The sequence below is a fragment of the Tessaracoccus luoxuelianae genome (assembly GCF_054483915.1).
In genome coordinates this window covers 130,402-156,046 of sequence record NZ_CM137013.1, presented here as the reverse complement: position 1 = coordinate 156,046, position 25,645 = coordinate 130,402, and the positions used below count along the sequence as shown (strand labels likewise).

19 protein-coding genes and 1 riboswitch are annotated in these 25,645 nt (G+C 69.7%); of the genes, 9 read left to right on the top strand and 10 right to left on the bottom strand.

The features are described from left to right. Window positions 1–107 precede the first annotated feature (107 nt). Both ACX1D1_RS00615 and ACX1D1_RS00610 read right to left on the bottom strand, forming a co-directional pair. Window positions 108–1,772, bottom strand: coding sequence for a DUF885 domain-containing protein (locus ACX1D1_RS00615; protein ID WP_459055492.1), 1,665 nt, complete (start codon window positions 1,770–1,772; stop codon window positions 108–110). 26 nt (window positions 1,773–1,798) lie between these two features. Continuing rightward, window positions 1,799–2,839: an LLM class flavin-dependent oxidoreductase gene (locus ACX1D1_RS00610; RefSeq protein ID WP_182781304.1), complete on the bottom strand. Its 1,041-nt coding sequence runs from the start codon at window positions 2,837–2,839 to the stop codon at window positions 1,799–1,801. A 330-nt stretch (window positions 2,840–3,169) separates the two neighbouring features. Next, a riboswitch (guanidine-III (ykkC-III) riboswitch) is annotated at window positions 3,170–3,235 on the top strand. An 18-nt stretch (window positions 3,236–3,253) separates the two neighbouring features. On the opposite strand from ACX1D1_RS00610, the gene ACX1D1_RS00605 reads away from it, so the two are divergent. Then, on the top strand, window positions 3,254–3,568 hold the full coding sequence (locus tag ACX1D1_RS00605; protein ID WP_182781305.1) for a DMT family transporter: 315 nt from the start codon (window positions 3,254–3,256) through the stop codon (window positions 3,566–3,568). After that, a complete protein-coding gene (locus ACX1D1_RS00600; protein WP_459055491.1) occupies window positions 3,565–3,912 on the top strand; it encodes a DMT family transporter in 348 nt (115 codons plus the stop codon). Before ACX1D1_RS00605 ends, ACX1D1_RS00600 begins: the two co-directional genes overlap by 4 nt. A 95-nt stretch (window positions 3,913–4,007) precedes the next feature. Here ACX1D1_RS00600 and ACX1D1_RS00595 read toward each other — a convergent pair whose 3' ends face one another. Then, complete coding sequence (locus ACX1D1_RS00595; protein WP_459055490.1) at window positions 4,008–5,594, bottom strand: choice-of-anchor I family protein; 1,587 nt, start codon at window positions 5,592–5,594, stop codon at window positions 4,008–4,010. Between the two features lie 51 nt (window positions 5,595–5,645). After that, on the bottom strand, window positions 5,646–7,553 hold the full coding sequence (locus tag ACX1D1_RS00590; protein ID WP_459055489.1) for a penicillin-binding transpeptidase domain-containing protein: 1,908 nt from the start codon (window positions 7,551–7,553) through the stop codon (window positions 5,646–5,648). A gap of 209 nt (window positions 7,554–7,762) precedes the next feature. Between ACX1D1_RS00590 and ACX1D1_RS00585 the strand changes: the two genes are divergently transcribed. Further along, window positions 7,763–8,953, top strand: coding sequence for a TerC family protein (locus tag ACX1D1_RS00585; RefSeq protein ID WP_459055488.1), 1,191 nt, complete (start codon window positions 7,763–7,765; stop codon window positions 8,951–8,953). A 9-nt stretch (window positions 8,954–8,962) separates the two neighbouring features. Next, entirely contained in the window at window positions 8,963–10,291 is a 1,329-nt protein-coding gene (locus ACX1D1_RS00580) for an MFS transporter (RefSeq protein ID WP_459055487.1), read from the top strand. 16 nt (window positions 10,292–10,307) lie between these two features. Here ACX1D1_RS00580 and ACX1D1_RS00575 read toward each other — a convergent pair whose 3' ends face one another. Next, complete coding sequence (locus tag ACX1D1_RS00575) at window positions 10,308–10,907, bottom strand: response regulator (protein WP_459056607.1); 600 nt, start codon at window positions 10,905–10,907, stop codon at window positions 10,308–10,310. Window positions 10,908–10,962: 55 nt separating this feature from the next. Further along, window positions 10,963–12,168, bottom strand: a complete 1,206-nt coding sequence (locus ACX1D1_RS00570; protein WP_459055486.1) for a sensor histidine kinase — start codon at window positions 12,166–12,168, stop codon at window positions 10,963–10,965. A gap of 207 nt (window positions 12,169–12,375) precedes the next feature. On the opposite strand from ACX1D1_RS00570, the gene ACX1D1_RS00565 reads away from it, so the two are divergent. Then, complete coding sequence (locus tag ACX1D1_RS00565) at window positions 12,376–14,853, top strand: FAD-dependent oxidoreductase (RefSeq protein ID WP_459055485.1); 2,478 nt, start codon at window positions 12,376–12,378, stop codon at window positions 14,851–14,853. Between the two features lie 95 nt (window positions 14,854–14,948). Here the strand turns inward: ACX1D1_RS00565 and ACX1D1_RS00560 are convergent, their stop codons facing one another. The 4 genes from ACX1D1_RS00560 to ACX1D1_RS00545 form a co-directional block, all read right to left on the bottom strand. Further along, window positions 14,949–15,074: a hypothetical protein gene (locus tag ACX1D1_RS00560; protein ID WP_255443458.1), complete on the bottom strand. Its 126-nt coding sequence runs from the start codon at window positions 15,072–15,074 to the stop codon at window positions 14,949–14,951. A gap of 47 nt (window positions 15,075–15,121) precedes the next feature. Then, complete coding sequence (gene galE / locus ACX1D1_RS00555; RefSeq protein WP_182798947.1) at window positions 15,122–16,111, bottom strand: UDP-glucose 4-epimerase GalE; 990 nt, start codon at window positions 16,109–16,111, stop codon at window positions 15,122–15,124. Between the two features lie 64 nt (window positions 16,112–16,175). Beyond that, entirely contained in the window at window positions 16,176–16,799 is a 624-nt protein-coding gene (locus ACX1D1_RS00550) for an MBL fold metallo-hydrolase (protein ID WP_459055483.1), read from the bottom strand. After that, the gene (locus ACX1D1_RS00545; protein WP_182781315.1) at window positions 16,796–17,386 is read right to left on the bottom strand and encodes a TetR/AcrR family transcriptional regulator; all 591 of its coding nucleotides are present in this window, start codon (window positions 17,384–17,386) and stop codon (window positions 16,796–16,798) included. The genes ACX1D1_RS00550 and ACX1D1_RS00545 overlap by 4 nt, the downstream gene beginning before the upstream one ends. Before the next feature lie 110 nt (window positions 17,387–17,496). Here ACX1D1_RS00545 and ACX1D1_RS00540 point away from each other — a divergent pair, with 110 nt between their 5' ends. The 4 genes from ACX1D1_RS00540 to glpK all read left to right on the top strand — a co-directional run bounded on the left by ACX1D1_RS00540 (window position 17,497) and on the right by glpK (window position 25,042). After that, the gene (locus ACX1D1_RS00540; protein ID WP_459055481.1) at window positions 17,497–20,154 is read left to right on the top strand and encodes an MMPL family transporter; all 2,658 of its coding nucleotides are present in this window, start codon (window positions 17,497–17,499) and stop codon (window positions 20,152–20,154) included. Continuing rightward, window positions 20,151–22,514, top strand: coding sequence for a YhgE/Pip domain-containing protein (locus tag ACX1D1_RS00535; protein WP_459055479.1), 2,364 nt, complete (start codon window positions 20,151–20,153; stop codon window positions 22,512–22,514). The genes ACX1D1_RS00540 and ACX1D1_RS00535 overlap by 4 nt, the downstream gene beginning before the upstream one ends. A 214-nt stretch (window positions 22,515–22,728) precedes the next feature. Next, window positions 22,729–23,502, top strand: a complete 774-nt coding sequence (locus ACX1D1_RS00530) for an MIP/aquaporin family protein (protein WP_459055477.1) — start codon at window positions 22,729–22,731, stop codon at window positions 23,500–23,502. Between the two features lie 22 nt (window positions 23,503–23,524). Beyond that, window positions 23,525–25,042: a glycerol kinase GlpK gene (glpK, locus tag ACX1D1_RS00525; protein ID WP_459055475.1), complete on the top strand. Its 1,518-nt coding sequence runs from the start codon at window positions 23,525–23,527 to the stop codon at window positions 25,040–25,042. Window positions 25,043–25,645: the final 603 nt, after the last annotated feature.

Sequence of the window (25,645 nt, the reverse complement as noted above, 5' to 3'; positions counted from 1 at the left end):
CGACGAGCAGACCAGGTCCGCGGTCCGCGCCGTCCAGCGGGAGCTGGGCATCAGCGTCCCCCTGGCCTCGGCCGACGGTGGCGCGAGTTCCTCACGGGCGCCGCGGGTCAGCGCTGAGCTTTCAGCGCCTCCCGCAGCACGTCCAGGCCGACGGACCCGAGGTCCAGAGCCCGGCTATGGAACTTTCGCAGGTCGAACGACGCCCCGTCACGCGCCGCCGCCTCGTCGCGGGCCTGCTCCCACAGCCGCTGCCCCACCTTGTACGCCGGGGCCTGCCCTGCCCAGCCCAGGTACCGCTCCAACTCGAAGCGCACGAACTCCTCGGCCATGTTCACGTTGGCCTTGAGGAACGGCCACGCCTTGTCCGCGTCCCAGGTGCCGCCGCCCCACTCCTCGGGGGCCGGCTTGCCGAGGTGGACGCCGATGTCGAGGACAACGCGGGCGGCCCGCATCCGCTGGGCGTCGAGCATCCCCATCCGGTCTCCCGGGTCGTCGAGGAAGCCGAGCTGTTCCATCAGCCGCTCCGCGTACAGGGCCCAGCCCTCGCCGTGGCCGGACACCCAGCAGATCATCCTGCGCCACCTGTTGAGCTCGCCGGCGCGGTAGACGGCCTGCGCGATCTGAAGGTGATGCCCCGGCACGCCCTCGTGGTAAACCGTCGTCTTCTCGCGCCAGGTGCCGAAGCTCTCGACGCCCGGGGGAACCGACCACCACATCCGCCCCGGCCGCGAGAAGTCGTCCGTGGGGCCGGTGTAGTAGATGCCGCCGTGCTGCGTGGGGGCGATGCAGCACTCCAGCCTGCGGATCGGGTCCGCGATGTCGAAGTGCGTTCCGGCCAGGGCCTCGACGGCCGCGTCGGACGTCTGCTGCATCCAGCGCTGGAGGGCGTCGGTGCCGTGGAGCTGTCTGGTGACGTCCTCGTCGAGGAGACGCATGGCCTCGTCGGCGGTGGTGCCGTCACCGTAGAGCTGATGCGCCACCTCGTCCTGCTCCGCGACGATGCGGGCCAGTTCCTCGCGACCCCACTCGTAGGTCTCGTCCAGGTCGATGGTGGCGCCCAGGAACTGCCGCGACAGCCGACCGTAGCGTTCCCGGCCGACGGCGTCGGCCCGCGGCGCGCGGGGGGCGAGCTCGCGCAGGCTCTCCGCGAGCCGGGCGTAGGCGCCGCGGGCCTGGTCCGCGTTGTGGCTCAGCGTGTCGGCGAGCGGCCCGGACGCGTCCGGGGAGGCCGCCAGGGAGGTCCAGAAGGAGCCGTCCCCGGCGAGCTCGTCGGCCTGTCTGATGCCCATCTCCATCTGCCGGAGCGCCGGCGCGGGGCCCTGGTCGACGGCGAGGCGCAGCGACTCGATGTACCCGTCGACGGCTGCGGGCACCGCGCCCATGCGCGCGGCGATGATCTCCCAGTCGTCGGTGGTGGCGGTGGGCATGAGGTCGAAGACGTCACGGATGTGCTGGAGCGGGGAGGCGATGTTGTTGAGCTGGGCGTAGTCCTCCCCGGCCTCGAACAGCTCGAGGTCCAGCCCGAGGCGTTCGCGCATCGCGGCGGCGGTCACGGCGTCCACGTCGTCGACGGCCTCCGTGGCCTCCGCGAGGCGCAGCGCCGCCCGGGTGGCCTCGGCCCGCGCGGCCAGGCCGGCGGGGGAGAAGTCGTCGAGCTGGTGATCGTGGCCGGGCGCGCCGATTCCGGTGGCGGTGATGGGGCTGAGGGTGACGATGGTGTCGACGTAGGCGTCGGCGACCATGTCCAGCGGGGTGCTCACGCGGTTGGTCATGGCGCCGACGCTACCAGCGGGCTCCGTCAGCTTCCGGCGAGCATGTCCTTCACCAGTGGCACCAGCTCGGTGCCGTACAGGCCGATGGTGTCCATGATGGCCTCGTGGGACAGGCGCCCGGTGGACACCTTGAGCTGGAACCGCTGCGCGCCGAGCGTACGGAAGCCGTGGGCGACCTTGGCCGCCACCGTCTCGGGTGAGCCGACGGCCATGGCGCCGTGCTCCGCCTCGTCGTCGAAGTGGGCGCGGGTCATCCGGCCCCACCCGCGCTCGCGCCCGATCTTCGAGGTCTGCTCCAGCCAGGGCTTGAACATGCGCTCGCGGGCCTGATCGTCGGTGGCGGCGAGGTGTCCGTAGGAGTGCCAGCCCACAGGCTGCGGCTCCTTGCCCAACTCGTCGAGGGCGCGGCGGTGCAGGTCGGCGAACGGCGCGAACCGGTCCACGGAGCCGCCGATGATGGCCAGCATGAGCGGCAGGCCGTAGTTGGCCGCACGCAGCACGGACTGCGGGCTGCCGCCGACGGCCACCCAGGTGGTGAGCGGTGCGGTGGCGAGGCGCGGGAACAGTTCCACGTCGTCGAGGCTCTGCGTGAGCTGACCCGACCAGGTCTGCCGCCCGCCATGGATGAGCTGAGCGAGCATGGCCAGCTTCTCCTCGAAGAGGGCCTCGTAGTCGGCGAGGTCGTAGCCGAACAGCGGGAAGGACTCGATGAACGAGCCACGGCCGGCGATGAGTTCGGCGCGGCCGCCGCTCAGGGCGTCGAGGGTGGCGAAGCGCTCGAAGACGCGGACGGGGTCGTCAGAGGAGAGGACGGTGACGGCGGTGGCCAGCTTCAGGTGGGTCGTGCGGGTGGCGATGCCCGCCAGCACCATGTCGGGGGCTGAGACGGCGAAGTCGTCGCGGTGGTGCTCGCCGATGCCAATGACGTCGAGGCCCACCTCGTCGGCCAGGACGGCCTCGTCGATGAGGTTGCGGATCACCTGATCGTGGGGGAGGAGGGCACCGTCGGGGCCGGCGGTGACGTCGCCGAACGTGTCGATGCCGAATTCGAGCCGGTCGATGTCCATGGGTTCCTCGCAAAGATTGAGAGATCAACTATTCCTAGCCTACCCGCTCATGCAGGCGCCTGCCCTCGGTGCGGACGCCTGCCCTCGGTGCGGACGCCTGCCCTCCGTGCGGACGCCTGCCCTCCGTGCGGACGCCTGCCCTCTAGCGCAGGTGCCCGTCATGCGCCTGCCTTCGTTTCCGCCGCCTGAGCTGTAGCGCAGGCGGCCAGATCTAGCGCAGGCGCCGTCCCGGCGCCGAGATCTAGCGCAGGCGTCGAGAACTAGGGCAGGCGTCGAGACCGAGCGCAGGCGCGGGGGGCCGCATGGGGCGGCGTCTCCGCGCTGGGTGCTAGCGTGGGCCGCGGCGACCCGCCCCGGACGACGGATCAGTACCCGGTGACGACAAGACTGGCCATTCCTTGAAAGGATTCGTCCATGGACTGGGTCATTCTGCTGGCCTCCGGCGTCCTCGAGGCAGTCTGGGCAACCGCCCTCGGCCGCTCCGACGGCTTGCGCCGTCCCACCCCCACCCTGATCTTCGCGGTGACGGCCGTCCTCAGCCTCGTCGGGCTCGGGTTCGCGCTCAACACGCTTCCCACCGGCACCGCGTACGCAGTGTGGACCGCCACCGGCGCCTCGCTGACAGTTGCGTGGGCGATGTTCACCCGCGTCGAGCCGGTGAGCCTCGCCAAGATCCTGCTGCTGGTGGGCATCGTCACGTGCGTCGTCGGCTTGAAGGTGCTGGCATGACCGCGCGATGGGCCTGGCCCATGCTTCTGGCCAGCGCCGTCCTCGAGGCGGTGTGGGCCAACGCCCTGTCCGCCAGCGAGGGCTTCACCCGCCCGGTTCCCGTTGTCGTGTTCCTGGTGGCCACGGTTGCCTCGGTCGTCGGGCTGGCCTTCGCCATGCGCCACATCCCGACTGGGACGGCGTACGCGGTGTGGACCAGCGTCGGAACGGTGCTGACGGTCGCGTATTCGGTTGCCATCGGTGCGGAGGGCATCACCTGGCTGAAGGCCCTGTTCCTGGCCGGGATCATCGGGTGCGTAGTCGGACTCAAGCGCCTGGACCACCCGCCCGACGCTGGTGCGTGACTCCGCAGCGGGCGCAGGGTGGTTTCGACGCGGTCGCGGCGCTTCGCGCGCGCGCCCGGCTCAACCCCGCGGGAAGGGCCGAGCGCGCGACGACGTCAGGAGATCTGCCACACGGTGGTCGTGCCGCTCACCTCGTTGCCGACGACCAGCAGCGGGGAGTGCGTCGGGCTGTCCGAGGCCGGGATGAACAACAGGCCCTCGGGGCCGAAGTCACCCGCGTTGCGGTACACGCCCTGAGCGACGGGGGCGGTCGGGTTGGTGACGTCGAACACCACGATCGCGCTCGCCCGCTCCAGACCGACGAACGCATACGTGCGGCCACCGATCCGCCCAGTGGTGACGCCCTCCGGCTCGGGACCCTTGGCGTCCGAGCGGTTGTCGAGGCCCAGGACCCCGTCGTCGTCCACGTCCCCGTTGAAGGTGCCCGGGTCGAAATCGGCCATCATCTGCTCCAGGGCATCGCCCGAATCCCACACCAGGGCGCCGGAGGCGTCGCGGATGGTGATCGAGCGGGCGCCGTAGCTCCACAGCTCGGAGTAGACGCCGTCGATGTTGGGCGAATCGGTGACGACGGCAAGGCGGCCGAGGTTCTCGTCCTCCTGCAGGGTGGCGGCGTCGGGGAAGGCGGTCGGATCCAGCGCAAGGCTCTTGATCCGAGCCTCGTCCTCCCACCCGTCGTACTCGCGAGCGTCGCCCTCGTTGGCCGTGATGGTGAAGGTCTTGCCCTGCGCGGTGTACGCAGCGATGGCGTCGGGCATGTAGAGGCCCTTGACCGGCCACGGCGCGATGTTGATGGCGTCGTCCATGTCCGACGCGTCGAGCCCAGAACCGGCCACGGAGTGGTCCTTGAGCCCCAGCGGGACGATGTCCGTCACAGTGGCGGTCCGGATGTCCACGGTCGCCATCGCGTTGTTCTCCTGCAGCGTGACGTAGGCGGTGTGACCCGACTTGTCGACGGCGATGTACTCCGGCTCCAGGTCCTGTGCGGCGGTGGCGCGGGGCCCGGTAATCCGCACGCCCTCGGCGACGAGGGCCTCCTTGGTGAAGGCGGAGAAGTCCGCCGTGCGAGCAGTGGCCCGGGCTGCGCCACGGGTCACGTCGATGACCGTCACTGACCCCTCCGGGTCAACCTGGGCTTCCAGCAGATTGTTCTCATCGTCGAGTCGCTCGTCGAGATAGCCCTCGGGCTCGCCCTCGTTGGCCACCAGCACCGTCTTGCCGTTAGGCGTGAACGTCACCATGTCGGGCAGCGAGCCGGCCGCGACCTCGCCGGTCTGCACCAGGGTGCGGGCGTCGAAGAAGACCACCGAGCCCGGCAGATGCTTCTCGTCGGCGGCCTCCGCGACAGCCACCAGCCCGTGGCTCACCGCGACACTGTTCGCCCCCGGGGTGTCCAGCTCCCCAACCTTCACCGGGTTCGACGGATCAGAGGCATCAAGCACGTCGACGGTGCCCGCTTCGGCGTTGACCACGAACAGGCGGGCGGTCAGCTTGTCGAACGCCACGATTTCGGCGGCCGACTCGTCCCACTTTCCGCCGGAGGCGTAGGTGCCGAGCACGTCGAGGGTGATCCCCGACGGCGGGGCGGCGGGGGCGACGGAGGGGACCAGGACGCAGGCCCCGGCCACGACGGCGGCGAGCGAGAGACGCACGGCGCGGCGCAACGATGCTGAAGAAGTCATGCCGCGACGCTAAAGGCCGACGGAGAACACCAGGTGAACGAGGGGTGACGCTCAGCGGAACAACGAGATGATCAGTGGAGCGGCCGTGGTGCCACCCGAATCCCCCACTTCGACGAACGACGCCACCGCGTACCTGTCGTTGTAGGCGATCATCCACGCGCTCGTCTGGAGCGCCCCAGCCGTGCCCCACTGGGCCGTGCCCGTCTTCGCGCCCGTCATGACTCCCTGCAGCGACCGGCCCGTGCCCGAGGTCACCGTCGTCTCCATCAGGGACTGGAGCGACTCCGCCTCTGCCGCGGTGAGCGGCGCCGCCGTCGGGGTGGCCTCCTCGCCCTTGACCAACCAGGGCAGCACCGTCCGCCCGGCCGCGACAGACGCCGCGACAGTGGCCATCCCCAGCGGTGACATGGTGACCTGACCCTGCCCGATCATCGAGGCCGCGAGGTCGATGGAGTTGGCCGGCTGGACCGTGCCGAAGTTGGACGTGAAGCCCACGTCGTAATCGGTGCCCACCCCGAGCGACCCCGCTGCCGCGTGCAGCTGCTCACCCGTGATGGACTCCGACGCGCCCGCGAAGGCCGTGTTGCACGACTGCGCGAAGGCTGTGCTGAGCGGGATCCGGCCCAGCGAACCGGACGGGTAACCCGAATAGTTGCCGAAGGTGTAGGTGCCCACCGTGAGCGAGGCAGGGCAATTCACCGTCGACGACGGCGTCAGCCCGGACCGCAGCATGGCCAGGGCGGAGACCGCCTTGAAGGTGGAGCCGGGCGCGTAGTTGCCGTAGGTCACGTGCGGGTAGGTGCCGCCAGCCGGGGACTGCGCCGCGGCGAGGACGCCGCCGTCGGCCACGTCCAGCACCACCAGCGCCGCCATGCCGGTCTGCGTGCTCAACACCTCCTCGGCCTTCGTCTGCAGATCCCGGTCCAGGCTGAGGTCGATGCCGGAGCCCACGCTCTGATCCTGCTGGAACAGCGCCTTTTCCGGGGCGGGCGACGCCGACTCCGACGCGGTGGCGTCCTGACGCGGCACCAGGTCCACCCGCACGGAGGGCACGCCGCGCAGCTGCTCGTCGTAGCGGGCCTGCAGGCCGCTCAGCCCGACCCGGTCCTGGATGGTCAGCGTGCCGCCGGACTCGTCGATCATCTCCTTGGTGGGGGTGCCGACCGAGCCCAGGATGGGTGCCGCGAAGGAGCCGCCGGGGCCGACGATGGCCGAGATCTCGCGGACGTAGGCGCCCGGCACCTGGCTGATGGTGGGCGGAATCTCAGCCTGGACCATGGTGGCCGCGACCACGAACGCCCTGGGGCCGTTGGCCAGGACCTTCTTCGTGAACGCCGCGGCGTCCACCTCCAGGATGGCGGCCAGGTCCGACGAGGCCGTCGGCCACTCGGCTGCCTCCACGGAGGACTTGTCCAGGCCCACCTCGAACATGGCCCCCTCCTCGACGATCGCCACGCCGGCGTTGTCGTTGATGGGTGCCCGGCGGCCCTCCGTGAGCGTGTGCCGCAGCCGGGTGGCCTCGGTGAGCTCCGGGTGGATGATCGAGGGCGCCCAACTCAACCGCCACTTGTCCCCGGAATAGCGCAGCCTCGCCTCCGACGGGTAGGTCCACCCCTCCTTACCCAGCTGGTAGCTCATGGTGAGGGTGGCGACGGCCACGTCGTCGTTGGCCTCGTAGGCCACGGGCCCGGCGCTGACGGTGGGGTAGATCTCGTCCATTCCGGCGAAGATGGCCTCGAAGTCTGTCTGCGCCTCCGCGGCCACGCCCACCATCGGGAGGCCGGAGACGTCCTGCGCGTTGAGCGCATCCACGACGGCGGTGAGGGCCTCGTCGATGGGGGGCAGATCCGGGCGCCCCGCCTGCGAACCACTGGGGTTGGGATCAGGGTCCGGCCCGGGGGCGCACCCTGCCAGGAGCAGTGCCAGCGTCATCGCGGCGGCCAGCAGACGTCGTCTCATGGGGGACCTCCTGTTCGTGACAAGGCTACCGGGGCCTTCCGACACCTTCGGTGACCCCGCCGTCGGGAAACGGCGGAGGCTCGCCATCCAGGCGTGCCTCGTCGCGGATTGGTGGTCGGCCCGTGCCCCGGTACCCTGGAAATGGCGTCTCGCAGACCTTCTACCCGGGTCTTCCCGAGCCAGTCGCCTCAACACAGGAGAAGAATCCGTTGAACGTACCCCTCTGGGTGTGGGCCATCACCATCCTCGTCATTCTCGGCCTGCTGGCCTTCGACTTCTTCTTCCACGTCCGCAAGGCGCACATCCCCACGCTCCGGGAGGCGGCCGTCTGGTCCGCCATCTACGTGGGGCTGGCGCTGCTCTTCGGCGTGCTGGTCTGGGTCTTCGGCGGCGCCCAGATGGGCGCGGAGTACTTCGGCGGCTACATCACGGAGAAGGCGCTCAGCGTCGACAACCTCTTCGTGTTCCTCATCATCATGTCCAGCTTCGCCGTCCCGAGGCAGGACCAGCAGAAGGTGCTGCTGTTCGGCATCGTGTTCGCGCTGATCGCCCGCACCGGGTTCATCTTCGCGGGCAAGGCCATGATCGAGGCGTTCTCCTGGACGTTCTACCTGTTCGGGCTCATCCTCATCTTCACGGCGGGCAAGTTGCTGGCGCCGGAGAAGGACGGCGAGGAGGAGGGTGCCAACAACTTCATCATCCGCCTGGCCAAGAAGTACCTGCGCACCACGGACCACTACGACGGCGACAAGCTCTTCACCATCGAGAATGGGCGCCGCGTGCTCACCCCGATGCTTCTGGTGATGATCGCCATCGGCGGCACGGACATCCTGTTCGCGCTGGACTCCATCCCCGCCATCTACGGCCTCACCCAGAACGTGTTCATCGTGTTCACGGCCACCGCGTTCTCCCTGATGGGGCTTCGCCAGCTGTACTTCCTCATCGACGGCCTCCTGGACCGCCTCATCTACCTCAAGTACGGGCTGTCCCTGATCCTCGGTTTCATCGGCGTCAAGCTGATCCTGCACGCGCTGCACGAGAACAACCTGCCGTTCATCAACGACGGCGAGCCGGTGCCGGTCTACGAGATCGAGATCGGGCTGTCGCTGACCGTCATCCTCGGCATCCTGGTCGTCACGGTGCTGGCGTCGATCTTCAGCCCCACCGGCAAGATGCAGACCGCCGTCCGTCAGATCGATCGCCTCGCCTACGGCTACGTCCACACCGAGTACCACGGCGACGAGGTGGAGCGCGAGGCCAACTACCAGCGCATGCTGGACGCCGAGTCGGCGCTCACGCAGTTCGACCAGGACAAGCTCATGGAGCAGATGGAGGAGACCGGGGCCCTGCGCGCGGTGGAGAAGGCTCACCGGATGCACGCGGACGCCACCAGGCGCTAGCCGTCACGGATGCAGGTGATCGCCGCCCTCCGGCGGCTCTGGCGCCACGCCTCGTTCCGCCGTCTCCTGGCGCTGCGCACGCTCAGCCAGGCGGCAGATGGCACCCTGCAGGTGGGGATGGCCTCCTACATCCTGTTCTCGCCACAGTCGCAGCCGAATGCGGCCGCGATCGCCGGGGTGCTGGCCATCACGCTGCTGCCGTTCACCGTGATCGGGCCGTTCGTCTCCCCGCTGCTGGACCGCTGGCCGCGCCGCAACGTGGCCCTCTACTCCGACGTCGCCCGAGCCGGTCTCGCGGCCCTCATCGGCCTGGTCATCGCCTCGGGCGCCACGACGGGGGGCTGGGCGGTGGTCCTCTACGTCGCCCTATTGCTGGCGATGAGCATCAACAGGTTCATGCTGGCGGGGCTGTCGGCGGGGCTGCAGCACACCGTCGACGCCGATGAGTACCTGACCGCGTCGTCGATCCTGCCGACGGTGGGGCCGCTCGGCGTGGTCATCGGCGCCGTGCTGGGGTTCGTGACGCGCGCCGCGCTCGGCGGGGTGATGCCGGCGCACCAGGCGGACGCCGTCGTGTTCGGGCTTGCCTCGGCCATGTTCGTGGGCTCGGTCCTGGTGTGTCGCGGGTTCGCGCGCGGGGCGCTGGGGCCGGATGTCGCGGGGGAGCGGACGAGCCTGCGGCGGGTCCTCGCGGGCCTCGCCGAGGCGGGGCGACACCTCCGGACCCGTCCCGCCGCGGTGCTGGCGCTGGCGCTGATGGCGGTGACGCGCCTGTTGTTCGGGGTGTGGAGTGTCGCGGTGATCCTCGCCGCGAGGCACCTGTGGAACCCGGTCGACAGGCCCGGGGATGCGCTCGCGGACCTCACCGTGTGGGGGCTGGTCACGGGCGCCGGGTTCATCCTCGCCGCGCCCGTGGTCCCCACCCTGGTTCGTCTCCTCGGGCTTCGACGGGCCGCCACGGCGCTGCTCGCCACGGCCGCCGTCGCGTCGGTGGGCGCCGCCCTCACCACGTCCATGCTGCCGCTGCTGGTGGCGAGCTTCTTCATCGGCCTGACCGTGCAGTCGTTCAAGATCTGCGTCGACACCATCGTGCAGGCGCACGTCGACGAGGAGTACAAGGGCCGGGCGTTCACGTTCTACGACGTGGGCTTCAACGGCGCCTTCGTGCTGGCCGGGCTGGTGGCCATGGCGGTGCTCCCCCCGGGCGGGCTCTCGACCCCCGCCTTCCTGGGAATCGCGGTCGTCTATGCGGCCTGCGTCGTGGTGCTGGTGGACGTGAGCCGACGGCTGGGCCGTGAGGCGTTGGAGCGCGGCACCGAGGATCTCCTGCGCTCCTGAGCCCCCTCCATCCGGGTCAGGTGTCGAGCAGGCCGCACTCGTGGGCGATGAGGACCAGGCCAACCCGGTCGCGGGCGCCCAGCTTGCTCAGCAGCCGCCCGACGTGGGTCTTGACCGTGCCTTCGGCCATGTACAGGCGCTGCGAGATCTCCGTGTTGTTCGCCCCGTGCGCCACCTGCTCGAGGACCTCCCGCTCGCGGTCCGTGAGCGCGTCGAGGCGACTGTCCGGGGCCAGGCCCGCCTTGGGGAGGAGCGGCGCGAACTGGGTGAGCAGCCGGCGGGTCGCCGACGGCGCCACGACGGCGTCGCCGCTGGCCACCGCGCGGATGGCGCCCAGCAGCTCCTCGGGGAGGGCGTCCTTGAGCAGAAACCCGCTCGCGCCGCCCCGGATGGCCGCGAACACGTACTCGTCCAGGTCGAAGGTGGTCAGCACCAGCACCTTGGTGTCCAGGCCCAGGGCGCTGATCTGCCGGGTGGCCTCGATGCCGTCCATGACGGGCATCCGGATGTCCATGAGCACCACGTCGACCTGCCTGGTCCGGACCGCGGCCACAGCGTCGCGGCCGTTGTCCACCTCGCCCACGGTTTCCATGTCGTCGGCCGAGTCGATCAGCATCCGGAAGCCACTGCGCACCAACGACTGATCGTCCGCCAACAGCACTGTGATCACGTCAGGCCCCTCTCAGCCAACTCTTGCCCAGCTGGCTCGGCATCGGAAGCCGCGCCCGGACCTCGTATCCGCCACCGGCCCACGGCCCGGCCGTGAACTCGCCGCCCATCGCCAGCACCCGCTCCCGCATCCCGGGGATCCCGGAGCCGTGTCCGTCGGAGGTCGAGAGCGCGCCCAGCCCGTCGTCGCGGACCTGGATCTCGATGGCCTCCGGGGTGAACCCCACGCGTACCTCCGCGGTCGCGGTGGGGCCGGCGTGCTTGAGGAAGTTGGTGACCGCCTCCTGCAGGACCCGGAACGCGGTCACGCCCAACGATTCGGGCACCAGCGGGACCTCGCCGTCGACCTCCAACGTGATCCGGTCGCCCGCGCCGGCGATCAGTTCGGGGATCTGGGTGAGCGACGGCGACGGCCCGAAGGCGGGGGAGCCGGCGTCGCCGCGCATCAGGGCCACGATCCGGCGCACTTCCCCGATCGACTTGCGCCCCGTGTCAGCGATCACGTCAAGGGCCTCGACGGCGGCCTCGGGACGCTTCGCCGCCATTGCGCGGGCCCCCTCGGCCTGCACGACGATGATCGACAACGAGTGGGCGAGGACGTCGTGGAGCTCCTGCGCCACCTCGGTGCGCGCCCGCCTCGCGGCGAGCTCCGTGCGCTGCCGCTCGGAGCGTTGGGCGGCCGTGAACCGCTCGGTGACGATCTCGCGGTCCAGCGCCTCCGTCAAGGCGCGCTCGCGCAGGAACCGCCCCCAGAGGAAGCTCAGCGCGACGATGGCCAGGCACAGCAGCACCAGCAGCGTGGTGCCGACGAGGCGGTACGGCTGCGGCATGCCGCCCGTCCAGCTGAGCGGCCCGGCCAGCGAGCCGGCCACGCCGAAGGCCACCACCAGCAGCACCGCCGACATCCGCTGATACCTGCCGACGCTGTAGATGACGACGGGGACGGCGAGGAGGGCGGGGACCGGGGTGGTGAGTGTCGCGGCCATGCCGACGCCCGCGGCGCTCAGGACGCCCAGCGCGGCCAACGGCGCCACGCGTCGCACCACCAACGAGGCGCACATGAGCAGCGACCAGGCGATGGCCCGCCGCGAGAAGTCCACATCCGGCACAGCCAGGACGGGGACCCCGGTGCCGACGGCGAACACCGCAGCCAGGGCGGCGTCGCGGAGGACGGTGCGCCCGTCGCGTGACCACCGGTTGTCCATCATGATGTGGTCAGCCTAGGGGGAGGTGGCCGATGGGGGGTCAGACCGTCGGCGTCGATCCGTCGTCGGGGGTGTACCCGGGTCTGACCGTCCGGTCCCAGGCGGCCGAGGCAGGAGATGCCAACGCCCACCCCGCCCGCGGACGCGGGTACCCCCACGGGTATTGTCCTGACAGAGGTGAGTCCCACCCGTGAGCAGAGGAGCCCTGTCATGAAGATCGTCGTCGTCGGCGGTGTCGCGGGAGGTGCGTCGGTCGCGGCGCGCGCCCGCCGCCTGGATGAGTCCGCAGAGATCATCGTCTTCGAGCGGGGCGAGTACGTGTCCTTCGCAAACTGCGGGCTGCCCTACCACATCGGCGAGGTGATCACCGATCGCAGCCGACTGCTCCTCCAGACGCCCGAGAGCCTGAACGAATCGCTGGCCATCGACGTGCGCGTGGCCACCGAGGTGGTGGCGCTCGACGCCGAGGCCAGGACGGTGACGGTGCGCGAGGTGAAGACCGGCAGGGAGTACACCGAGTCCTACGACGCTCTGGCGCTGTGCCAAGGGGCGGACCCGCTGAAGCTGAAGCTTCCCGGCATCGACCTGCCCGGCGTCCACGTCCTGCGCAACATTCACGACATGGACGACATCAAGGCCCGCCTCGACGCCGCCCTCAAGGCGGCCGAGGCCGCCCGCCGCCCGGTCCGCACCGTCGTCATCGGGGCCGGCTACATCGGCATCGAGATGGCCGAGAACCTGCGCCACCGCGGCGCCGAAGTCACCGTCGTGGAGTTGAGTGACCAGATCCTGCCGCCACTGGACAAGGAGGTGTCGATCCCGGTCGAGCAGCACATCCGTGGTCGCGGGGTGGAGTTGATCCTCAGCACCGCGGCGGCGGCGTTCGCGAAGGGGCCAGGCGACAGTCTCAAGGTGGAGCTCAACAACGGCCGCACCCTGGAGGCGGACCTGGTCATCCTTTCCGCAGGCGTCCGCCCCAACGTGGGCCTCGCCGAGCAGGCCGGGCTGGCGCTGGGTCCCCGCGGCGGCCTCGCCGTCGACACCCACATGCGCACCTCGGACCCGCACATCTGGGCCGCCGGCGACGCCGTCGAGACCCCGCACACCGTGCTCCCCGGCTCGTGGATCACGCCTCTGGCCGGCCCGGCCAACCGTGAGGCGCGCGTGGCCGCCGAGAACATCTGCGGCCGCAGCACCGAATACCTCTCCACCCAGGGCACCTCGATCGTCAAGGTCTTCGAGATGACAGCCGGCGGCACGGGCGCCACCGAGCGGCAGCTCGAACGCGAGGGTGTGGCCTACCAGACGGTGCACGTGCACCCCTCCGGCCACGCCGGGTACTACCCGGGCACCGCGATGATGCACATGAAGGTGCTGTTCTCGCCTGTCGACGGCAAGGTGCTCGGGGCTCAGATCGCCGGGTTCGACGGCGTCGACAAGCGCCTCGACGTGCTCGCCACCGCCATCCGGCTCGGCGCGACAGTCCAGGACCTTGAGACCCTCGAGCTGGCGTACGCGCCGCCGTTCGGCTCCGCGAAGGACCCGGTCAACATGGCCGGTTTCGTCGCCACCAACGTCCTCCGAGGGGACCTGAAGCTCTGGTACGCCAAGGACTTCCCCGCCGCAGTAGAGGGGGCGCGGATCATCGACGTCCGCACGCCCGAGGAGTACGACATCTGGCACCTCCCCGGCGCCGAGAACGTGCCGCTGGGCACCATGCGGCAGGTCTGCGGAGCGTGGGACACGTCCGTCCCGATCCGCCTGTACTGCGCCGTCGGCTTCCGCAGCTATCTGGCATGCCGCCTGCTCGTCCAGCGCGGGTTCGCCGACGTCAAGACGCTGTCGGGCGGCTCGCACACCTTCCGGTTCTGGCACGACCTCGAGCCCGTCGGCGATGCGGCCAGGAACCCGGAGATCTCCTACGCCGAGGCGATCGACCTCGTGACTGCCAAGCGCGGCACGGGCGAGGTCGTCGATCTCGACTGCACCGGCCTGGCCTGCCCGGGGCCCATCATGAAGCTCTCGAAGAAGATGGACGAGCTGGCCCCCGGCGACGACATCGTGGTCCACGTCTCAGACCCCGGCTTCGCTGCCGACGGCCCGGCGTGGGCCGCGACGAAGGGGCACGAGCTGCTCACCATGGTGCCCGAGGGCCCCGGCTACGCCGCGACCTTCCGCAAGGGTGGCCAGCAGCCGATGGGTGCCATGTCCCAGCGGTTGGATCAGGTGTCGTTCGTCGTGTTCGCCGGTGACATGGACAAGGTGCTGGCCGCGTTCATCATCGCCAACGGCGCCATCGCGATGGGGCAGAAGGTGTCGATCTTCTTCACCTTCTGGGGGCTCAACGCGCTTCGTCGGCAGGACCCGCCCAAGCGGGACCGGGGAATGCTGGACAAGATGTTCGGCACAATGATGCCGTCCGGGCCTGGGAAGCTGCCGCTGTCCACCATGAACATGGCGGGCATGGGGGCGGCGATGATCAAGAAGGTGATGCAGGATCACTCCGTGCCGACGCTGCCCGAGCTCATCGAGGCCGCGCAGAGGGACGGGGCGCGTCTGATCGCCTGCACCATGACGATGGACCTGCTTGGCATGGCCGAATCCGACCTGATCGAGGGCATTGAGCTGGGTGGAGTGGCCACCTTCCTGGGGGAGGCCCAGAAGTCGGGCACCACGCTGTTCATCTGAGCCGCGGGCGTGCGCCCCGGCCGTACCAGTCGGGTGCGGCTCAGGCGAGTGTCAGTTCTGGTGGCGACTACGACACCAGAACTGACACCCGACGCTCAGACGGGGTCCGTGGCCTCGGCCCAGAGCGCGCGACGGCGGGCTGCCTCGCGTTGGTCGACGAAGGTCGACACCGCGGAGACGATCACCAGGATGGCCACCATCCACAGCACCTTGCGCATCATGGTCCCCACTGTAAGCGGGGCCCGGGCCACGAGCCAGTCCGGCCCGATCAGTAGCCGAGCATCTCCTTGCGCACGGGCAGCCACGCGATGGCGTCACGCACCGCCTCCTGCTCGGTGAGCTTCGCCTCCCAGCCCAGCACGTCCTTGGCCTTCGACGACACCGTGTACACGCCGGCCACGTCGCCAGGCCGGGACGGGCCCTCCTGGACCTTGAGCGCGTCGCCGGAGATCGCCTCGAACGAGGCGGCCAGTTCCTTGACGGTGACGCCGCTGCCGGTGCCGATGTTGAACACCTCGTAGGACGAGGTGGCCGTGGCCTTGTCGAAGCCCTCCAGAGCCGCGACGTGGGCCTGGGCGAGGTCCCAGACATGGATGAAGTCCCGGATGCCGGAGCCGTCGCGGGTGGGCCACTCGACGCCGGTGACGGTGAACGTCTCGCCCTTGCTCCACGCCTCGAGCAGCTTGGCCAGCACGTGGCTGGGCTTCTCGAGCTGCTGGCCGGAGCGCAGCTTCGGGTCCGTGCCGATGGGATTGAAGTAGCGCAGCGAGAGCACCTTCATGGCCGAGGCCCTGGTGAAGTCCTCGAGGATCATCTCGACGATGTACTTGGTGCGCGCATACGGCGAGCCGGGGGAGAGCGGCGAGTCCTCCGTGACGATGAAGTTCTCGTCCGGCGCGTAGATGGAGGCGGACGAGGAGAACAGGAACCGCAGGACCCCGGCCCGCTCCATCGCCCGCAGCAGCGTGATGGTCTTGGAGACGTTGTTCTCGTAGTAGTCCAGCGGCTGCTCGACTGACTCCGGCACCACGATCTTGGCGGCACAGTGCACCACGGCGTCGATCGAGTGCTCGGAGAAGACCCGCTCCAGGAGGGCCTCGTCAGCGAAGTCGCCCTCATAGACGTCGCGGTCTCCGATGAACTCGCGACGGCCGGTCGAGAAGTCGTCGAGGATCACCACCTCGTGTCCGGAGTCCTCGCACGCCGATGCGACGGTGCTGCCGATGTAGCCGGCGCCGCCGGTGATCAAGACCTTCATTCGTACCCTTCCCTGGTGCCTTCCCTCATCCTATTGCCGAGGGGGCCACGCGGACGGGCAGCGGTCACCAGCCGCGGCGAATCCAGTCCTCGAGCGCAGGGCGTTCGGCGCCGATGGTCGTCGACGGGCCGTGGCCGGTATGCACCGCCGTCTCGTCGGGGAGTGTGAACAACTGCGATTCGATGGACTCGATGATCTGCTCGAAGCTCGAGTAGTCCCATCGCGTGGCGCCCGGGCCGCCCTCGAAGAGGGTGTCGCCGCTGAACACGCAGCCGAGGCTCGCCGCGACGAGCGACGTCGAGCCGGGGGTGTGGCCAGGGGTATGCCGCGCGACGAGCTTTACCCCGCCCGCGTGGAAGACGTCGCCGTCCCGCAGCGGCTCGAACGTCGCCTCGCCGTGCTCGGCCGCCCACAGGAACCGGTCCGCCTCGTTCAGGTGCACCGGCGCCCCCACCAGCGCGGCGAACTCCACCGCCGCCCGCACGTGATCCCAGTGCCCGTGGGTGAGCAGGATCGCGGTGACCCTCCGCCCCGCGACAGCCCGGGCCACCGCGTCAGCATCGTGGGCCGGATCGATCACGACTACGTCTGCGCCCTCTCCGACGATCCACACGTTGTTCTCGTGCACCGGCGGACCGGCGGGGTCGTGGTTTCCCGCGGTGAGGAGTCGCTGCACCCGCGCGGTCACGCCTTCTCCCGGGTGAGGTGGCGGGCGACGGCGGTGATCAGCCGGTTGCGGAGCCCGGGCTGATCGCTGGCCGCGGTGCGCGGGTGATGCCAGATGGCCTCGAAGATCAGCAGCAGATCCTCCACGTCCACCTCGAACTCGAGCCCGGCCCGCTCGGCCGCCGAGGTCACCAGGTCCACGTACAGGGGCCAGACGTCCTTGCGCATCTCGTCGACCCGCTCGCCGAATTCCGGGTCCCGGTAGGCGCGCAGGTCGATCTCCATCAACGTCCGCATCACCTCGGGCCCCGCCTGGTTGACGTCGAGGATGCCGGCGATGATCTGCTCGGTGGTCATCTCGTCGGGCAGCGCCGCCAGCGATGAGCGATACAGGGCCACCTGATCCTCGGCCACGTGCCGCATCACCTCGACGCACACGTCGTCCTTGGTGGCGAAGTTGGAGTAGAACGCGCCACGGGTGAAGCCGGCGGCGGCGCACAGGTGCTCGACGCTGGTGGCGTCGATGCCGCGCCGGCTGAACTCCTCGATCGCCGCCAGGACGAGCCTGCGCCGCGTCTCAGACCGGCGTCGCGTGAGTTCGATAGTCATGGTCGCGGACCTCCAGAAGGATGGATGCAGAAATGTAGGCATTTCGGTGCATAGTTGTATCCTGTGAGCCTATCCGGCTTGGGATCGATCTGAAGAAGAGGCCCCGAAGTATGTCTGCTTGGCTCTATGCCGTTGGTCGTTGGTGCTACCGGCGCCGCCTCACCGTCATCGGTCTCTGGCTCTCGGCCCTCCTTGTGCTGGGCCTCGCCGCGGTGACCTTCGGGGGGTCGTTCAACAACGCGTTCGAGATCCCGTCCTCGAAGTCCCAGGAGGCGTTGGACAAGCTGCGCATGACGTTCCCGCAAGGGGCGGCGCTCTCCGCCCTGGCCATCGTCGTGGCCCCCGAGGGTGAGCAGGTGACTGATTCCCGGACCGAGATCGAGGCCTCCCTCGAGGAGTTCGGCGAGTTGTCCATGGTGGAGGCCGTCACGTCCCCGTGGAACGAGTACGTCGACGGGCTGATCTCGGACTCCGGGCGCGCCGCCATCATCCAGCTCAGCCTGGACTTCGACGGCCAGTCGCCCACCGAGGAGCAGCTCGAACCCATCAGCGAGGTGGCCGATGCCCTCCAGGCGGCCATGCCGGAGGGCACCCAGGTCAGCATGGGCGGCGAGGCCTACAACATCGAACTGCCTCACCTCTCCGTCATCGAGGCCATCGGGCTGGTGGTGGCGCTGGTGGTGCTGACGGTGGTGCTCGGCTCCATCGTGGCGGCCGGCCTTCCGCTGCTCACCGCCATCACCGGCGTGGGCATCGCGATGGCGCTGATGTTCCTGCTGACCAGCATCTTCGACATCAACTCCACCACTCCGCTGCTCTCGGTGATGTTGGGGCTGGCGGTCGGCATCGACTACGCCCTCTTCATCCTCTCCCGGCACCGCGACCAGCTCCGCGAAGGGCTGGACCCCGAGGAATCCGCGGGCCGCGCCGTCGGCACCTCAGGCTCGGCCGTCGTCTTCGCCGGCCTCACCGTGTTCATCGCGCTGCTCGGACTTGGGGTGGCCAACATCCCCTTCCTCACCGTCATGGGCATCTTCGCGGCCATCACCGTCGCCGTCGCGGTGGCCATCGCGCTCACCTTCCTCCCCGCGCTGATGGGCGTGATGGGGGAGCGGATGCGCCCCAAGCCACGCAAGGCGGCCGCCAAGCCCAGGAAGCACAGCGGCGCGTTCGCGTGGTGGGTCAACCTCACCACCTCCCGCCCCGTCCTCACCATCGTGCTGGTGGTGAGCAGCCTGGTGGCTCTGGCGCTTCCGGCGCTGGGGCTGCAGGTGTCGCTGCCGAACGCGGGCCAGCAGCGCCCGGACCAACCCGCACGGATCGCCTTCGACCTGATCGCCGAGCACTTCGGCCCCGGTGTCAACGGGCCCCTCATCGTCACCGCGGACATCATCGGCTCCACCGACCCCCTCGGCCTCATGGCCAGTCTCAAGGCGGATATCGAGCAGATGGACGGGGTGGCCAGCGTCCCGCTCGCCACCCCCAACCCCAACGCCGACACCGGCCTCATCCAGATCGTGCCCGAGACCGGCCCCGACGACCCCGCCACCGCGGATCTCGTCCGCGCCCTCCAGGGCCGGGCCGACGACTGGGAGGAGAGCTACGGCGTCTCCACCAACGTGACCGGCCTCACGGCAGTCCAGATCGACATCAGCGAGAAGCTCACGGCAGCCCTGCTGCCGTTCGGGCTCCTCGTGGTGGGGCTCTCCCTGGTCCTGTTGGCTGCGGTCTTCCGCTCGGTCTGGGTGCCCATCAAGGCGACGGTGGGGTACCTCCTCAGCGTCAGCGCCGCCTTCGGTGCCACCGCGCTGGTGTTCAACTACGGCTTCCTCAAGGAGGTCGTCAACCTCGAGCGCGGCATGCCGATCATCTCCTTCCTGCCCATCCTGCTGATGGGCATCCTGTTCGGCCTGGCCATGGACTACGAGGTGTTCCTCGTCAGCCGCATGCGGGAGGAGTACGTCCACGGCAAGTCGCCCCTGGAGGCCATCCGCGGCGGCTTCGTCGCCTCCGGGCCGGTGGTCATGGCGGCGGCCGTCATCATGGTGGCCGTGTTCGCGTTCTTCGTGCCGCAGGGCATGAGCGCCATCAAGCCGATCGCCTTCGCGTTGGCGGTGGGTGTCGCGGTGGACGCGTTCCTCGTCAGGATGACCCTGGTGCCCGCCGTCCTCGCGCTGCTCGGTGAGCGCGCCTGGTGGCTCCCGAAGTGGCTGGACCGGCTCCTGCCCACCTTCGACGTGGAGGGCGAGGTGCTCTCCACCGAGATGGCACTGAAGGGCTGGCCCGGCGACGGTTCCCTGCTCTACGCCGAGGGCCTCACGGTCGACGGCGTGGTGGGGCCGATGGACCTCAGGCTCGTGCCCGGCAACGTGATCGGGCTCGTCGGCCCCGTCGGCGCGCGCACCGGCGCTGCGCTCGCGCTCAGCGGGCGCCTGGAGACCACCGGCGGCCGCGCCCGGGTGGCCGGGGCGCTCCTGCCGCAGGCCGCCGGGAACGCGAGGCGTCGGGTCACCTACCTGGACCTCGCCCACGTCGACGATCCCGCGCTGGCGCTCGTCCAGACCAACCCGGGGAGGGTGGCGTTCATCGACTCGGTTGACCTCGTCACCACCCCCGAGGCGCGGGCCGCCCTCAACGCGCTCGTGGACAGGATCCGCCCAGACGGCGTCGTCGTGCTGTGCGCCGCCGTCGAGGACCACCTCACAGACCACACCCTGGACGGCATCTACGCCGCCCCGGCCATCGCTCACGAGGGGAGCCGGGCATGACACCCGAGACCCAGTCCGGACGCCGCGTCACCTGGCCGGCCATCATCGCGCTCGTGCTGGTGCCGCTCCTGGCGGTGGCGGCCCTGCTCGCCCTGACCAGTCCGGGCGGGGACGAACAGATCTCCGCTGCCGTCGTCAACCTCGACGAGGCGGTCACCGTCAACGGGCAACTCGTTCCGATGGGCCGCCAGTTGGCCGCCGCGATGATCGAGCGCGAGGGCGAGAACGTCAGCTGGACGCTGGCGGACGAGCCGAGCGCGGCGGACGGGCTCGCCTCCGGGGAGTTCGCCGCGGTGGTGACCATCCCGCAGGGGTTCTCCGCGGCCGCCACCTCGTTCTCGGAGAACGACGCCGACACCGCACAGCAGGCCACCATCGAGGTGCAGGTCAGCGAGAACGCGCCGGTCGCCGACGCGCAGCTCGCCCAGCAGATCGCCCGGCTGGCCAGCGACACCATCAACAGCACCCTCACCGAGGGCTACCTCGACGGAATCTACGTGGGCTTCAACACCGTGGGTGAGCAATTCTCCACGATCGTCGACGGCGCGCAGCAGCTGAGCGACGGGTCCGCCCAGCTGGCCGACGGGACGCTCCAGTCGTCCCAGGGTGCCAACCAGCTGAGCGACGGCATGGCGCTGCTCGGCGAGAACGGGCCGAAGCTCGCCGACGGCGGTGACCAGCTGGTCATCGGCATCCGCGAGCTCAGCTCCGGCAGCTCCCAGCTGGCCGACGGCGCCGCCGAGCTGGCCGACGGCGCGCAGCAGTTCGCCGACGGCGCGGACCAGCTCCTCACGGGCATCCCGGCCTTCGCCGACGGCGCCGCGCAGGCGATCGGCGGGGTGGGGCAGCTGCGCGACGGACTGGACCAGGTCATCGCGGGGCTGGACCAGCCGCAGGACTTCTCTCAGCTCGAACAACTCGCCACAGGGGCCAGGCAGACCGCCGACGGCGCCGCGGGGCTGTCCGGCGGCATCGCGCAGGTCAACCAGGCCATGCAGGGCTTCAGCTCCGGCGCGATCCCGGCGCCTGATGAGGTGACCGCCATCGGTGGCCAGATCGCCGCGGGCTTCGAGTGCCCGGTGGCCGACCCGGCCACGTGCGAGATGCTTCAGCAGACCTTCGCCGCGGGAGCGTCCGCCGGAGTCGGCGCAGGTTTCCAGGCCGGCACCGGCACCGCGTCCGCCGCCCTCACCACCCCCGATGCCGCCACCGGCCTCTCGCTCGTGGCCGGCGCGGAGGCGCTGGCCGGGGGAGCGGACCAGCTGGCCGACGGCGTGGACCAGCTCGTCACCGAACTGCCCGCCCAGACCGAGGCCCAACTGGGCGAGCTCAAGGCGGGCCTGACCCAGATCCGCGACGGCGCCGACACCCTGGCCACCGAGGCCCAGCCCATCGTCGACAACGCCCCCGCCATCTCCGCCGGAGCCACCCAGCTCAACGACGGCGCCGGCGAACTCGCAGACGGCGCCTTGCAGTTCGCCGACGGGGTCGCCCAGCTCGACGACGGCGTCGGCCAGCTCGAGACGGGCGCCGCCACCTTCGTCGACGGCCTCACCCAGTACACCGAGGGTGTGACGTCGGCGGCCGACGGCACCGCGCTCCTCGCCGATGGGCTCGCGCAGCTCTCCGACGGTGCCCGGCAGCTGGACGACGGCGTGACCACGTTCGCCACCGAGCTGGCCAAGGGCGCTGACCAGGTGCCCACCTACTCCCCGCGCGATCGTGAGCGGCTCGCCACCGTCGTCGCGGCGCCCGTGGATACCCCCGACGACCTCCTGGAGAGCGGACGCGTGCCTCTTGTCTCGCTGCTGCTCGTCGCCGGGCTGTGGCTGGGCGCGCTGGCAAGCTTCGTCGTCGCCCGTCCCATCCCGCGCGATGTGGTGACCTCGCGTGCGTCCAGCCTGGCCCTGTGGGCGCAGACCATGTGGTTGCCGCTGGCGGTCGTGGCGGCCCAGGGCCTGCTGCTCGGCCTCGTCGGCGGGGTGGTCCTCGACGTCGGGTTCGGGTCGACGGTGGCGCTCGCGGCGCTGCTGATCGTGATGGGCGCGTCGTTCGTGTTCGCCAACCATGCGCTGGCCGGATGGCTGGGCAACGCTGGGCGGGCGGTGTCGCTGCTCCTGCTCGTCATGACGGTGGCCCTGGGCCTGTCGTCGGCCGCGTCCTGGCTGAACCCGATCGCGGCGGTCTCCCCGCTGCACAACGGCCTGCTGCTGGTGCGCGCCTGGCTGTCTGGAGGCAGCGGCGAGATCGGCCTCGCGACGATGGCGGTGCTGATGGCGGCGGTCGGGCTGCTGCTGTCGGTGTTGGCAGTTTCGAGCCGCCGTCGGATCACCGTGGAGCAGTACCTGCGCGCGGCCTGAGTGCCCGGCCCGGTAGTCTGCCGGATTCTGCAAGGCGACGCGCAGGTCGTCCCGAAAGGTGCATTGTCAGAACCTCTTGGTGCACGAACGTGCACCCGCCTTGCAAGGACGTGCAGACCAGAGTTGGCTTGTCGTTGGCGGCCGTTGGGGTCGTCATGAAGCATGCGTCACTGGTGACGCCGGACTGACAGAGCTGTCAGGAACGGAGTGAGGGATGGAAACCTCTTTGGGTGTTGTCTTCCTCTCGGAAGTCGTGGGATCAGCCATGCTGCTGCTGCTTGGTGGTGGTGTCGTCGCTAACGCGATCCTCACCAAGACCAAGGGCAACGGGCAGGGCTTCCTTTTCATCAACTGGGGCTGGGGTATCGCGGTTTTTTCCGGCGTCCTCGTCTCATACAAGTCGGGCGGTCACCTGAACCCCGCCGTCACCCTGGGCATCCTGGCCTCGGGTTCGGAGAACTACGCTGCCAACGTACCGATCACTGCAGCGTCCACCGTCGTCTACCTCGCCGCTGAACTCGTCGGCGCCATGATCGGCGCGGTCCTCTGCTGGCTGGCCTACAAGGACCACTTCGACGAGGAGCCGGATCCGGCCCTCAAGCTCGCCGTGTTCTCCACCGGCCCTGGCATCCGCAACTACGCCATGAACGTGGTCACTGAGGCCATCGCCACCTTCGTCCTCGTGTTCGTCATCCTCGGTGCAGGCAGCTTCACAGCAGCCGGCGGCACAGCACCTGCCAACCTCGGTTGGCTCGGCGCATTCGGCGTGGCCATCCTGATCGTCGGCATCGGCGCCAGCCTCGGTGGCCCCACCGGCTACGCCATCAACCCGACGCGTGACCTCGGCCCGCGCATCATCCACGCCATCCTCCCCATCAAGGGCAAGGGTGGCTCCGACTGGGGCTACTCCTGGGTGCCGATCGTCGGCCCCATCATCGGTGGCGTCCTGGCCGGCCTCCTCTCCGGCGTTCTCCTGCCGGCCGTCTGATCGAAAGGAAATGGGTTAAGTAATGGCTGACAAGTACGTACTCGCAATCGACCAGGGAACCACGAGCTCCCGGGCAATCGTCTTCGACCACAGCGGCCAGATCGTCGCCACCGGCCAGAAGGAACACGAGCAGATCTTCCCGCGCGCCGGCTGGGTTGAGCACAACCCCGTCGAGGTGTGGAACAACGTCCGCGCCGTCGTCGCCGAGGCACTGAGCACCGCCTCCGTGAACCACCAGGAGATCGCGGCTGTTGGCATCACCAACCAGCGCGAGACCACCGTCGTGTGGGACAAGAACACCGGTGAGCCCGTCTACAACGCCATCGTCTGGCAGGACACGCGCACCGCGAAGATCGTCGAAGAGCTCGGCGGCGGGGACCAGGACAAGTACAAGGCCCGCGTGGGCCTCCCCCTGGCCACCTACTTCTGTGGCCCCAAGGTCAAGTGGATCCTCGACAACGTCGAGGGCGCACGCGAGCGCGCCGAAGCCGGCGACCTCGTCATGGGCACCATGGACACCTGGGTGCTGTGGAACATGACCGGCGGCGTCGACGGTGGAGTGCACGTCACCGACGTGACCAACGCCTCGCGCACCATGCTGATGGACCTCAACACCCTCAGCTGGGACGCGGAGATCGCGGCAGACATGACCATCCCCATGTCGATGCTGCCCGAGATCAAGAGCTCGGCCGAGGTGTACGGCGTGGGTCGCGCGGCAGGTCTCCTGCCCGAAGTCCCCATCGCAGGCATCCTGGGCGACCAGCAGGCGGCCACCTTCGGCCAGGCCTGCTTCGAGCCCGGCATGGCGAAGAACACCTACGGCACCGGCAACTTCATGCTGCTCAACACGGGCGAAGCGATCGTCCCGTCGACGAACGGCCTGCTGACCACCGTGTGCTACAAGATCGGCGACAAGCCCGCCATCTACGCCCTCGAGGGCTCGATCGCGGTCACCGGCTCGCTGGTGCAGTGGCTGCGCGACAACCTGAAGATGTTCAGCTCGGCCCCCGAGGTCGAAGAGCTGGCCAGCACGGTCGAGGACAACGGCGGCGCGTACTTCGTGCCCGCGTTCTCGGGCCTCTTCGCGCCCTACTGGAAGTCCAGCGCGCGCGGCGCGTTGGTCGGCCTCACCCGTTACGTCAACCGTGGTCACATCGCCCGCGCAGCCCTGGAGGCCACCGCCTACCAGACGCGCGAGGTGCTGGAAGCCATGGAGGCGGACTCGGGCGTCAAGCTCGCCGAGCTCAAGGTTGACGGCGGCATGACGATGAACGAGACGCTCATGCAGTTCCAGGCTGATCAGCTCGGCGTCGACGTGGTTCGCCCCGTCGTCGCGGAGACCACGGCCCTGGGCGCCGCCTACGCAGCCGGCATCGCCGTCGGCTACTGGGAGGGTGAGCAGGACGTCATCGACAACTGGGCCGAGGCCAAGCGCTGGAAGCCTGTCGTCGACGAGGCCGAGCGGGAGCGCATGTTCCGCCTCTGGAAGAAGGCCGTCACGCGGACCTTCGACTGGGTCGACGAGGACGTCAAGGAGTGATCCTCCAAGGCTGATTCACGCGAGGGGCGCCGGGCAACCGGCGCCCCTTTCGCGCCCCCTCCCCGCTGGTTGAGCCACGCCTAGCCGCGGAGCGGCGCAGCGTGCGTCGAAACCGACGTTGGCTTCCCAGGGACCTGGGTTCCGCGGTGGCTGAGGGGGACCGGTCTCGCCCATGGGCGCCCTCGGCACGCCCAAACGCGGCGTGCCTTGCCCAACGCCCGACCCACCGCGACCGGTCCCCCTCATCCACCGCTCTGCGGTGCCTCCCCTCCCGCCTCCGCCACCCCGCGCCTGCCTTGGGTCTCGGCGCCTGACTTCGTTATGAGCGCCTGCGCTACAGCGCGGGCGCGTCAGAGCCGCCTGCCCTATGTTGGTGGGCCCGCGCTCTAGCGCGGGCGGCGAGACTTATCGCAGGCGCGTCCGAGCCGCCTGCCTTGCGTCCCGACGCCTGCCCTCGTTGTCGACGCCTGCACCAGAACGCAGGCGCGTCCGGGCCGCCTGCCCTCGTTGTCGACGCCTGCGCTCTGGCGCGGGCGGGGAGATTTATCGCAGGCGCGATGGGACCCACCGCGACCGCGAAAGAGACGCGCCTCGCAGGCAGGA